Source organism: Allorhizocola rhizosphaerae (assembly GCF_003426775.1).
In the GTDB taxonomy this organism is placed as follows: Bacteria; Actinomycetota; Actinomycetes; order Mycobacteriales; family Micromonosporaceae; genus Allorhizocola; species Allorhizocola rhizosphaerae.
The window spans coordinates 1-11519 of the sequence record NZ_QJUG01000250.1 but is presented as its reverse complement, the minus strand read 5'-3'; the positions used below and the strand labels follow the sequence as shown (position 1 = coordinate 11519).

Sequence of the window (11519 nt, the reverse complement as noted above, 5' to 3'; positions counted from 1 at the left end):
GCGACAACGTGCTGGACACTGTCGCGGCCGTGCCCGCGTTGGTGCTCGCGACGCCGGGGGCCGAGCCGCTGGTGTCGTCCGCGCCCGGCGGCGAGCCCGCCGCGGGCGGTGAGCCGCGGGGTGTGCCTGGGCCGGAGGACATGCCGCCTGCGTCGGGCGAGTCCGGTGTGTCTGTGCGAGGGGATGGACCGTTGGAGGCCGCTCGGTCGGGGCCGCGAGCGTTGCGCTCCGGTGCGGGCGGTGATGTGCGGGGTGTGGCTGGGGGTGCGGGCGAGTCCGGTGCCGGTGGTGGGGCGCTGGGTTATGGCGCGGTGCTTTTGCTTGATGCGTGGGCGTTGTTGACCCGGGCCGACCTGCGGGCGGGGGAGGAGACGGCGCGCAGGTGGTTTTCGGCGGCGGCACTGGCGCGGCCCGGTGGTCGCGTGGTGGTGGTCGCGGACGGTGCGCTGGCGCAGGTGCAGGCGTTGATCCGGTGGGATCCGGGGTGGCTGGCCGATCGGGAGCTGGCCGAGCGGCGGCAGCTGGGGTTCCCGCCGGCCGCGCGGATCGCCTCGCTGACCGGAACCGCCGCGGCGGTTGCCGACCTGCTTGAGCACACGAGCCTGCCCGAGGGGGCGGAGCTGCTGGGTCCGCTGCCGGTCGGGGAGGAGCAGGAGCGCATGCTCGTGCGGGTGCGCCCGTCGCGGGGGCTGGAGCTGGCCGAGGCCCTGCATATTGCGGCCGGAGTGCGCAGCGCGCGCAAGGGCGCCGACCCGGTGCGCGTCCAGTTCGACCCGATGCAGCTTTAGCCCTAGCCAACGGAAGTCTACCTAAGTAGAGTTTCGGCATGACCCGCTCGTTCTCGCCGCAGACGGTCGCCGTGCTGCGGCTGCTCGCGGAGGATCCGTCCGCCTGGGTGCACGGCTACGACATCGCCCGTCGGATCGGGCTCAAGTCCGGCACCCTCTATCCGATCCTGATGCGCCTCGCCGAGCGCGGCCTGCTTGAGGCGCGTTGGGAGGATGCGGAGCAGCCTGGGCGCCCGCGACGGCACGCATACCGGCTTACCGACGGCGGCGCGCGGCAGGTCGCCGCCATCCCGGCGGAGCAAACCAAAACGGCGCGTCGGATGGCAATGGGGGAAGCGTGATGGTCGAGCGGACTTTGCGTTGGCTCATCCGGGTACTGTCCAAACAGGAATGGGCGGAGGCGATGGTGGCCGAAGCCGACCACCTGCCTGAAGTAACGGCTCGCCGGCGTTGGTTGGCCGGTGCGGCGCTGACCGCAGTCACCCGGAGCGTCGGCCGGCTGGCCGGGGTCTGTGTGGCGGGATCGCTTGTGTCGTATGCGGTTTGGCGTCACTCGGCCGCCGAGCTGGCCTATCTGACCCTGGCGGTCGTGTTGCTCGCGGCGTTCGCGGGCGGGTTCGTGTGGCTTGCGCGGCCGGGGAGTGGGACGGCCTCCGGCGTGGTGGCCGCGGCGTTGGCAGCCACGGCCGCGATGCCGTGGGGCGGGCCGTTTTCCGACATGGGACTGATGGTGCGGGCGGTTACCCTGCCGTTGACGCTCGCGGGAGTCGCAGCGGTGGTCGCGATGACGGCCGTGCGGATGATGCGCCGTGCCGAGGTGACCCAGCGGGCGTTCGTCAACGGGATCTGGGCCGCGATGCTGATGTTCGTGCTCGCGGTCGTCCTTGGGCTGGCCGATGCGGCGGTTCCGGCGATCCAATTCTGGGCGGTGTATCCGCTGGGTTTGATCGCTGGGCCGGCCGTCGGGCTCGTCGCGGTCGCGCTCAGTGGCGCCATCTCGCGCGAGAAGCGGCAAGCGGCTTCCCCGTGACACTCGGGGCCGCTCCGCCGGCGACGCCGGCCCACCGTTCGATGGCCGTGGGCCGCGCCGGTAGGCGGCACCCAGTCGCCAAGGGTTCCGTCGCCGAACCGCTTCGCTTGGGGAAAGGTCTGAGCCGCGGATCACCCGCGATCGGTGATCGGGCATCCGTAGACTGGAGCGCGTGACTGTCCAGCCGATCCGATACTTCGGTGACCCCGTGTTGCGCACGCCGGCCGACGCGGTCGTCACGTTCGACAAAGAGCTTCGCAACCTCATCAAGGACCTGCTAGAGACGATGCAGGAGGCGGGCGGCGTGGGGCTTGCCGCGCCGCAGATCGGCGTCGGGCTGCGCGCCTTCACCTTCCAGGTGGACGACGTCGTCGGGCACATGGTCAACCCGGTCCTCGAGTTTCCCGACGAGGACATGCAGGACGGCGACGAGGGGTGCCTGTCGCTGCCGGGCCTCTACTTCGACACGAAACGCCGGCAAAACGTGATTGCCAAGGGCTACAACGAGTTCGGCGATCCACTGCAGATCGTCGGCGCGGGGCTGCTCGCGCGCTGCATCCAGCACGAGACCGATCACCTCGACGGTGTCATCTTCATCGACCGGCTCGACACGCAGGCCCGCAAGGAGGCGCTGCGCGAGATCCGCAAAGCGGAGTGGTACGACCCGGGCAGCACGGTGATCAAGGTGTCCCCGCACACCGCGCCGTCATCGAGCCCGTTCGGTTTGGGCAGGTGACATGCGCCTGGTCTTCGCCGGGACCCCGGCGGTAGCCCTGCCCGCCCTGCATGCGATCGCGACGTCGCGCCACGAGCTGGTGGCCGTGGTCACCCGGCCCGACGCGCCCGCGGGGCGCGGCCGGCACCTGGTCCGATCGCACGTCGCGGCGTGGGCCGATGAGCGCGGCATAGAGGTGCTCACCCCGGCCAAGCCGCGCGAGCCGGAGTTTCAGGATCGCCTGCGCGCGCTGGCACCCGACATCGTGCCGGTCGTTGCCTACGGGGCGCTGGTGCCGCGCGCGGCGCTGGACATTCCGCGCCTCGGGTGGATCAACCTGCACTTCTCGCTGCTGCCCGCCTGGCGCGGGGCCGCGCCCGTGCAGCATGCCGTCCTGCACGGCGACGAGTTCACCGGAGCGTCCGTCTTCCAGCTGGAGGAGGGCCTCGACACCGGCCCGGTGTTCGGCACGCTCACCGAGCGGATCCGGCCCACCGACACGTCCGGCGATCTGCTCGACCGGCTGGCCGAGGCGGGCGCGGGCCTGCTCGTGTCGGTGGTCGACGCGATCGAGGACGGCACGGTCAAGGCCGTGCCACAGCCGGACGAGGGCGTGAGCCTCGCACCGAAGATCACGGTGGAGGACGCCCAGGTGCGGTGGGGCGAGCCCGCGTTCGCGGTGGACCGGCGGATCCGGGCCACGACACCCGCGCCCGGCGCGTGGACGACATTTCAGCAGGAGCGCGTGAAGCTGGGCCCGGTGACGCCGGTGAGCGACGGACCGCGACTACAGCCCGGTGACCTGCTCGTGGAGAAGAAGCGGGTGCTGGTGGGCACTGCGACAACGCCCGTCGCGCTTGGCGAGGTGCGTGCTGAGGGTAAGAGGGCCATGGCCGCGCCTGACTGGGCGAGGGGCGTGCGGGTGAGCGATGGGGAAAGGTTCGAGTGAGGCGGGGTAGCAGGGACGAACAGCGACCGATGGGCCGCGGCGGACGGGGGCCCCGCGCGGGCCGGCCGGTGGAGGATCAGGCCCGGCTCACCGCCTGGCGCGCGCTGCTCGCGGTGCACCGCGATGACGCGTACGCCAACCTGATCCTGCCCCATCTGATCCGCGAGGCCGGGCTGACCGGGCGGGACGCGGCGTTTGCGACCGAGCTGACCTACGGCACGCTGCGCCACCGCGGTTCGCTTGACGCGATCATCGAGCGCGCCGCGGGGCGCGAAATCATGCGCATCGACCCGCCGTCGCGGGACGCGCTTCGCCTTGGGGCATACCAGCTTTTGCACACGCGCGTGCCGGCGCACGCCGCCGTGGCGTCCACTGTGGACCTCGTGCGCTCGGTGGCGCCGGGCGCGACCGGCTTCGCCAACGCGGTGCTGCGCCGCATCGGCGAGAAGGATCTGGACACGTGGCTGGAGCTCGTCGCACCGTCCGAAGGGGAGGATCCGGTCGGGCATCTGGCCGTGGCCTACAACCATCCGGAGTGGATAGTCCGCGCCTTCCGTGACGCGCTCGGTGGCGACCTGGAGGAGACCCGGCGTGCCCTGATCGCCGACAACGAACGGCCGGAAGTGCACCTGTGCGCGCGGCCCGGGTTGGTTGACCCGGCTGATTTGGCGGACGCCGTTGGCGGTACACCATCGGCGTTTTCTCCTTATGGCGTCTATCTGACAGAAGGGGCGCCGGGAGATCTGCCACAGATCCAGGACGGCCGGGCACACGTGCAGGATGAGGGCAGCCAGCTGGTGGCGCTGGCTCTCGTCGACGCGCCGCTGGACGGCAGCGACGAGCACTGGCTGGATCTGTGCGCCGGTCCGGGTGGCAAGGCGGGGCTGCTGGCGGCGCTCGCGGCGCAACGTGGCGCGCACGTGACCGCGGTCGAGGTGGCCGAGCAGCGGGCCAACATGGTGGCCAACGCGGTGCGTGGCCTGCCCGCGACCGTGCTGTGCGAGGACGGGCGGGAGATCGGGCCGGACGGCCACTTCGACCGGGTGCTGGTCGACGCGCCCTGCTCGGGGCTCGGCTCGCTGCGCAGGCGCCCGGAGTCGCGCTGGCGCAAGCAGCCATCAGACCTGCCACCCATGACGAAGCTGCAGCGTGAATTGCTTGCGGCCGCCCTGCGCGCGGTCCGTCCGGGTGGCTTAGTAGCCTATGTCACGTGCTCCCCTCACCTCGTCGAGACCCAGATGTCCGTGCGCGAAACGCTGCGCCGCAGCGATTTTTCGGCGGAACTGATCGATGCCCGTCCCATGCTGCCAGCCGGAATGCCGGGCCTCGGCGAAGGACCGACGGTGCAACTCTGGCCGCATCGCCACGGAACCGACGCGATGTTCCTGGCCATCATTAGGAGAGCGCAGTGACTTTCCCGCCCCCCAGCCCTTCGGGCCAGCCCCCCTTGATCATCGCGCCGAGCATCCTGGCGTCGGACTTCTCCCGGCTGGCCGACGAGGCCCGTGCCGTGGAGGGCGCCGCCGACTGGCTGCACGTGGACGTCATGGACTACCACTTCGTGCCCAACCTGACCATTGGGCTGCCCGTGGTGGAGAAGCTGCGCCCGCAGACCTCGCTGCCGCTGGACTGCCACCTGATGATCGAGGACCCTCGCAAATGGGCGGTGGACTACGCCGAGGCGGGAGCGTACAACGTGTCGTTCCACGCGGAGGCGTGCGATGATCCGGTTTCGCTGGCGCGCGATCTGCGGGCGGCCGGGTCGCGGGCGGGGCTCGCGATCGACCGCGACACGCCGGTGGAGCCCTACCTTGAGCTTCTGCCCAATTTCGACACCCTGCTCATCATGACCATCAAGGCGGGGTTCGGCGGGCAGGATTTCATCCCGTCGCTCTTGGACAAGGTGCGCACGGCCAGGCGGCACGCCGGCGAGCTTGACCTGCGGATCGAAGTGGACGGTGGGATCGACGAGGACACCATCGCCTCTGCGGCTGAGGCGGGTGCCGACGCTTTCGTCGCCGGAACTGCCGTGTATTCCGCTGCCGATCCTGCCGAGGCCTGTCGTAGACTGCGTGCCCTGGCTGAATCCGGAGGACCGACAGTTTGACCAACGGTGAGGGCGCAGAGGCAGAGGTGATCCTGGTCGTCGATGACGATCCGGACATCTTGCGTGTGGTCCAGGTCAACCTGAGCCTGCATGGATACCGCGTCCTCGTGGCACGCAGTGGGGCCGAGGCACTGTCGCTTGTGGAGAGCCAGCGGCCCGATCTCGCCATCGTCGATCTGATGATGCCGCACATGGACGGCCTCGAACTGACCCGCAGGCTGCGGGCCGACCCGATGGTGACCGCGCTGCCGATCATCGTGCTCACGGCGAAGGCGCTCACCTCCGACAAGGTCGCCGGGCTGGCGGCCGGTGCCGACGACTACATCGTCAAGCCGTTCGACACCTCCGAACTCGTGGCCCGGGTCAAGGCGACGCTGCGGCGCATTCAGGAGGCCCGCGAGGTGTCGCCCCTGACCGGTTTGGCCGGCAACACCCGGATCCAGCAAGAGATTTATGACCGTTTGCATGCGGGTACCGAGTACGCCGTCTGCTATATCGACATCGACCGCTTTAAGAGCGTCAACGACGCCTACGGTTTCGCGCGAGGCGACGACTTCATCAGCGCGCTGGCCCGTTCGCTGCGCCGGGCGACCATCGCGGCCGGGCTGCCGCCCGCGTTCCTCGGCCACGTGGGCGGTGACGACTTCGTGGTGGTGTGCCATCCCGACCAGGTCAAGCCGCTCACCACGAAGGCAGTGGTGGACTTCGAGGCCGCGGCCGACGAGCTCTACGACCCGGTCGACGCCCGCCGGGGTTATCTGGAGCTGACCGACCGGCGTGGCCGGGTGCACCAGGTCAACCTCGTGACCATCTCGATCGGGGTGGCCGTGTCCACCGCACGCACCTACCGGCATCCCAGCGAGGTTGTGGCCGTGGCGTCCGAGATGAAGTCCCTCGCCAAGAAGCACCAAGGTTCATACGTGGCCTTCGATCGGCGAGTCGAGCGACCAGCGCTTCCCAACCAGCGAATGCCCGAAACGGATACCGCCCCCGCTGACGACTTGAAACCGTGACAGACTTGCCTCCCATGGGCCAGCAATCCGTGGTCAGCCCCGCCGAAGACAAGGCGATGGCAAGGGCGATCGAATTAGCCGCAAGAGGACTCGGCACCACCAGCCCCAACCCCGTGGTGGGGTGTGTGCTGCTCGACGCGGGCGGGGTGGTCGTGGGGGAGGGCTTCCACGCCTACGCGGGCGGGCCCCACGCCGAGATCGTGGCGCTGGCGCAGGCGGGCGAGCGGGCCAAGGGCGGCACGGCGGTGGTCACGCTGGAGCCGTGCAACCACACCGGGCGCACCGGGCCGTGCAGCGAGGCGCTCATCCACGCGGGCATCAGCCGGGTGATCATCGCGGTGGCCGACCCCAACCCGGTCGCGGTGGGCGGGGCCGAGCGGCTGATCGCCGCCGGGGTCGACGTGCTCATGGGCGTGCGGGCCAGCGAGGCCGAGGAGGGCAACATCGCCTGGCTCACGTCGGTGCGGCGGGGGCGGCCCTTCGTCATCTGGAAGTGTGCGTCCACATTGGATGGGCGGGCGGCGGCGTCCGACGGCACCAGCATGTGGATCACGTCGGAGGCGTCGCGCATGGACGTGCACCGGCTGCGCGGCACGGTCGACGCGGTGATGGTCGGGATCGGGACCATCCTGGCCGACGATCCCCGGCTCACCACGCGCGATCTGCGCACGGGGAGCCTGGCCATCCGGCAGCCGCTGCGCGTGGTGATCGACTCCGAGGGGCGCACGCCGTCGCATGCGCGCGTGCGCGACGGGGCGGCGCCCACGCTGATCGCGACCGTGGCGACATACGGCAAGGGCAGCGACGACCGGGTCGACCTGCGCGCCGTGCTGACCGAGCTGCACAACCGCGGGATCCGCAGCGTGCTGCTCGAAGGCGGGCCCAAGCTCGCGGGCGCGTTCCTCGCGGCCGGCATGGTGGACCGCATCGTGTATTACATCGCCCCGAAGCTGTTGGGCGACGGCCCGGCGGCGCTCGTTGGCGCCGGAGTGACAACCATCACTGAGGCGATGGATCTGGAGGTGCTCGACGTTGACCGGGTCGGGCCGGACTTGAGGCTTACGGCACGCCTGCGCGTGGGTAACTAGGAGGGGTCGTTCAATGTTCACCGGCATCGTCGAGGAGCTGGGTGTCGTGATTTCCCGGCAGGGCGAGGTCCTGACCCTGCGTGGATCGACGGTCACGGCCGATGCGAAGCACGGCGATTCGATCGCGGTCAATGGGGTGTGCCTGACGGTGGTCGACGTGAAAGGCGACGACTTCACCGTCGAGGTGATGAAGGAGACATACGACCGCAGCTCGCTGGGCGCGCTGGAGGTCGGAGACCCGGTCAACCTCGAACGAGCGGTCACCCCCAGCACCCGGTTGGGTGGGCACATAGTCCAGGGTCACGTCGACGCGGTGGGCACGATTGTCTCGAAGGCGCCTGGAGGCGGGTGGGAAGACGTTCGCATTACGTTGCCTTCGGGGCTCGATCGGTACATCGTGGAGAAGGGTTCGATTACGGTGGACGGCATCTCGTTGACCGTGGTTTCGGTCGATGAGTCGGGCTTCACCGTGAGCCTGATCCCGACCACGCTTGCGCTGACCACGCTCGGCCGCAAGGGGGTCGGCGACCGGGTGAACCTCGAAGTTGATGTGATTGCCAAATACGTGGAGAAGCTGGTGAGGTCCGCATGACGCTCGACACCATCGAAGATGCCATAGCGGCGGTCAAAGCGGGCCGGCCCGTCATCGTGGTGGATGACGAGGATCGTGAGAACGAGGGCGATCTGATCTTCGCAGCCGAGCTGGCAACCCCCGAGCTGCTGGCCTTCACCGTGCGCTACACGTCGGGCTACATCTGCGCCCCGCTGACCGAGGGCGACGCCGACCGGCTTGAGCTGCCGCCCATGTACTACACGAATCAAGACCGGCGCGGCACCGCATACGCGGTGACCGTCGACGCGCGTGAGGGCGTGACGACCGGGATCTCGGCGGCCGACCGGGCGCACACCATCCGGCTGCTGGCCGATCCGGCCACGAAGTCGACCGACCTCGCCCGGCCGGGGCATGTGGTTCCGTTGCGCGCCAAGACGGGTGGGGTGCTGCGGCGGGCGGGGCACACCGAGGCGGCCATCGATCTGGCGGTGCTGGCCGGGCTGCGCCCGGCGGGCGTGCTGTGCGAACTGGTCAACGACGACGGCACGATGATGCGGCTGCCGGACCTGCGGCGCTTCGCCCAGCAGCACGAGCTGCCGCTGGTGTCGATCGCGGACCTGATCGCCTACCGCCGGCGCACCGAGCAGCTGGTGGAGCGCGTCGCCGAGACCCGTCTGCCGACGGAATACGGCGTCTTCAAGGCGGTCGGCTATACCGCCACGCATGACAACGCCGAGCACTTCGCGCTGATCTTCGGCGATCTCGGCGACGGGCAGGACGTGCTGGTGCGCGTGCACAGCGAGTGCCTGACCGGGGATGTGTTCGCCTCGGTGCGCTGCGACTGCGGTCCGCAGTTGCGCGAGTCGATGCGGCGGGTGGCCGAGGAGGGGCGCGGGGTCGTGCTCTACATGCGCGGTCACGAGGGCCGTGGGATCGGCCTGATGCACAAGCTGCAGGCATACCAGCTGCAGGATCTGGGGCGAGACACGGTCGACGCCAACCTGGATCTGGGCCTGCCCGCCGATGCGCGTGACTATGGGACGGGCTCGCAGATCCTGTTCGACCTCGGCGTGCGCACGATGCGGCTGCTGACCAACAATCCGGCCAAGCGTGCCGCACTGGAGGGCTACGGGCTCAAGGTGGTGGGGCGCGAGCCGCTGCCGATCCGGCCGCACCCGGAAAATATCACCTACTTGCGCACGAAGCGTGACCGCATGGGCCATGACCTCGATCTGCCCAGCGAACTGGAGGGGCTGAGCTGATGGCGGGGCATGGTACGCCCGAACTGTCCACTGTGGACGCGAGCGGATTGCGGCTGGGGATCGTCGCGACGCGCTGGCACTCGGAGATCGTCGATCAGCTTCTGGAGCGGGCGGAGGCGGCGGCCAAGGCCTGCGGGGTCACTGACGTGACGGTGCTGCGCGTGTCCGGTTCGGTGGAGCTTCCGGTGGTGGCCCAGGCGCTGGCACGCACGCATGACGCGGTGGTCGCGCTCGGTGTGGTGATCCGGGGTGAGACGGCTCACTTCGAGTACGTGAGCCAGTCGGTGACGGATGGGCTTACCAGGGTCGCGCTCGACGAGTCGACGCCGGTGGCGCATGGCGTGCTGACGGTCGATTCGGTGGCGCAGGCGCAGGAGCGGGCAGGGCTGCCGGAGTCCAGCGAGGACAAGGGCTACAGCGCCACCGTCGCGGCGTTGGACGCGGCGCTGGCGCTTCGGAGTGTCAGACCCGGGGCGTAGCGTCGGGGCATGCGTGATTTCGCTGAAGCGACGCTGCGACGGTTGGCCGGCGAGCGCGCCCGGCTGAGAGACGATCAGTGGGCGGCGATCGAGGCTCTGGTCGCCGGGGCGCGGCGGGTGTTGTGCGTGCAGCGCACCGGCTGGGGCAAGTCCGCGGTCTACTTCATTGCCACGGCGCTGCTCCGAGCGGCGGGCAAGGGCCCGACGGTGATCGTGTCGCCGTTGCTGGCGTTGATGCGCAATCAGGTCGAGGCCGCCTCGCGCGCCGGGATTCACGCGCGGACGATCAACTCGGCCAATCTCCAGGAATGGGAGGAGATCTCCGCCTCACTGGTCGCCGGTGACGTCGACGTGCTGCTGATCAGTCCGGAGCGGTTGAACAACCCCGAGTTTCGCGAGTCGGTGCTGCCAAAGCTCGCCGCCACCACGGGATTGCTGGTGGTCGATGAGGCGCATTGCGTGTCCGACTGGGGGCACGACTTCCGGCCCGATTATCGGCGGTTGCGCACGCTGCTGGGCGAGCTGACCCCCGGCACGCCCGTGCTGGCGACGACGGCCACGGCCAACGCGAGAGTCACGGCCGACGTGGCCGAGCAACTCGGCGACGCGCTGGTGCTGCGCGGGTCGCTCGACCGGGAGTCGTTGCGGCTGAGCGTGATCGACCTGCCGACGGCGGCGCACCGGCTCGCCTGGCTCGCCGACAACCTGGAGCGGCTGGAGGGGTCGGGCATCATCTACACGCTGACCGTCGCGGCGGCGCACGAGACGGCCGACTTCCTGCGGTCGCGGGGATACGCCGTCGCGGCCTACACCGGGCAGTCGGAAGATGCCGACCGGCGCGAGGCGGAGCAGGGCCTGCTCGACAACAAGCTCAAGGCGCTCGTGGCGACTTCGGCGCTCGGCATGGGGTTCGACAAGCCCGACCTGGGGTTCGTGGTTCACCTGGGCGCGCCTTCGTCGCCCATTGCCTACTACCAGCAGGTGGGGCGCGCCGGGCGGGCGGTCTCCAGCGCCGACGTCGTGCTGCTGCCGGGCGGCGCGGAGGACGAGGCGATCTGGCGATACTTTGCGTCCCTTGCCTTTCCGCCCGAGGAGCAGGTGCGCCGGGTGCTTGCCGAGCTGGCGGGCAACGACGGTCCACTGTCGACACCGGCGCTGGAGGTGCGGGTCGAGCTGCGGCGGGCGCGGCTGGAGCTGATGCTCAAGGTGCTCGACGTCGACGGTGCGGTGCGGCGGGTGCGCGGCGGCTGGTCGAGCACCGGGCAGCCGTGGGTCTACGACCGCGAGCGGCACCAGCGCATCGCCGACGCGCGGGTCGAGGAGCAGCAGACCATGCGGGAATACCGGCGGATCACCGGCTGCCGCATGCAGTTCCTGCGCGACTGTCTCGACGATCCCGGGGCTGTCGCGTGTGGACGGTGCGACAACTGTGCGGGGGCGCGGTTGGAGCCCGCGGTGTCGGCGGCGGCGCTGGGCGCGGCGCACGCCTTCCTCGGGCGGCCGGGGCTGCAGATCGAGCCGAGGCGCATGTGGCC

Annotated in this window: 12 protein-coding genes and 1 pseudogene; all 13 read left to right on the top strand. The window is 70.1% G+C overall.

The window, feature by feature from the left end; all coding sequences use genetic code 11:
- Nucleotides 1–788 (top strand): annotated as a pseudogene (locus DM816_RS44875) (primosome assembly protein PriA); the annotation flags it as partial.
- Nucleotides 789–826: 38 nt separating this feature from the next.
- Complete coding sequence (locus DM816_RS35340; protein ID WP_117214807.1) at nucleotides 827–1129, top strand: PadR family transcriptional regulator; 303 nt, start codon at nucleotides 827–829, stop codon at nucleotides 1127–1129.
- Nucleotides 1126–1818: a hypothetical protein gene (locus DM816_RS35335; RefSeq protein WP_162908159.1), complete on the top strand. Its 693-nt coding sequence runs from the start codon at nucleotides 1126–1128 to the stop codon at nucleotides 1816–1818. Before DM816_RS35340 ends, DM816_RS35335 begins: the two co-directional genes overlap by 4 nt.
- 172 nt (nucleotides 1819–1990) lie before the next feature.
- Nucleotides 1991–2554, top strand: coding sequence for a peptide deformylase (def, locus tag DM816_RS35330; protein ID WP_117214803.1), 564 nt, complete (start codon nucleotides 1991–1993; stop codon nucleotides 2552–2554).
- A gap of 1 nt (nucleotide 2555) precedes the next feature.
- Nucleotides 2556–3482, top strand: coding sequence for a methionyl-tRNA formyltransferase (fmt, locus tag DM816_RS35325; RefSeq protein WP_117214801.1), 927 nt, complete (start codon nucleotides 2556–2558; stop codon nucleotides 3480–3482).
- 29 nt (nucleotides 3483–3511) lie between these two features.
- Nucleotides 3512–4894: an RsmB/NOP family class I SAM-dependent RNA methyltransferase gene (locus DM816_RS35320; RefSeq protein WP_117214799.1), complete on the top strand. Its 1383-nt coding sequence runs from the start codon at nucleotides 3512–3514 to the stop codon at nucleotides 4892–4894.
- On the top strand, nucleotides 4891–5589 hold the full coding sequence (gene rpe / locus DM816_RS35315) for a ribulose-phosphate 3-epimerase (RefSeq protein WP_425455310.1): 699 nt from the start codon (nucleotides 4891–4893) through the stop codon (nucleotides 5587–5589). The genes DM816_RS35320 and rpe overlap by 4 nt, the downstream gene beginning before the upstream one ends.
- On the top strand, nucleotides 5586–6602 hold the full coding sequence (locus DM816_RS35310; RefSeq protein ID WP_117214797.1) for a GGDEF domain-containing response regulator: 1017 nt from the start codon (nucleotides 5586–5588) through the stop codon (nucleotides 6600–6602). Before rpe ends, DM816_RS35310 begins: the two co-directional genes overlap by 4 nt.
- 14 nt (nucleotides 6603–6616) lie before the next feature.
- Nucleotides 6617–7690 carry a bifunctional diaminohydroxyphosphoribosylaminopyrimidine deaminase/5-amino-6-(5-phosphoribosylamino)uracil reductase RibD gene (gene ribD / locus DM816_RS35305; RefSeq protein ID WP_170318913.1) on the top strand — a complete coding sequence of 358 codons (1074 nt, stop codon included), beginning with the start codon at nucleotides 6617–6619 and terminating at the stop codon, nucleotides 7688–7690.
- Nucleotides 7691–7703: 13 nt separating this feature from the next.
- Nucleotides 7704–8282: a riboflavin synthase gene (locus tag DM816_RS35300; RefSeq protein WP_117214796.1), complete on the top strand. Its 579-nt coding sequence runs from the start codon at nucleotides 7704–7706 to the stop codon at nucleotides 8280–8282.
- Nucleotides 8279–9505 carry a bifunctional 3,4-dihydroxy-2-butanone-4-phosphate synthase/GTP cyclohydrolase II gene (locus DM816_RS35295; RefSeq protein ID WP_117214795.1) on the top strand — a complete coding sequence of 409 codons (1227 nt, stop codon included), beginning with the start codon at nucleotides 8279–8281 and terminating at the stop codon, nucleotides 9503–9505. The genes DM816_RS35300 and DM816_RS35295 overlap by 4 nt, the downstream gene beginning before the upstream one ends.
- Nucleotides 9505–9984 carry a 6,7-dimethyl-8-ribityllumazine synthase gene (gene ribH / locus DM816_RS35290; RefSeq protein WP_117214794.1) on the top strand — a complete coding sequence of 160 codons (480 nt, stop codon included), beginning with the start codon at nucleotides 9505–9507 and terminating at the stop codon, nucleotides 9982–9984. Before DM816_RS35295 ends, ribH begins: the two co-directional genes overlap by 1 nt.
- A gap of 9 nt (nucleotides 9985–9993) precedes the next feature.
- A partial coding sequence (locus DM816_RS35285) for a RecQ family ATP-dependent DNA helicase (protein WP_162908158.1) occupies nucleotides 9994–11519 on the top strand: 1526 nt, incomplete at its 3' end.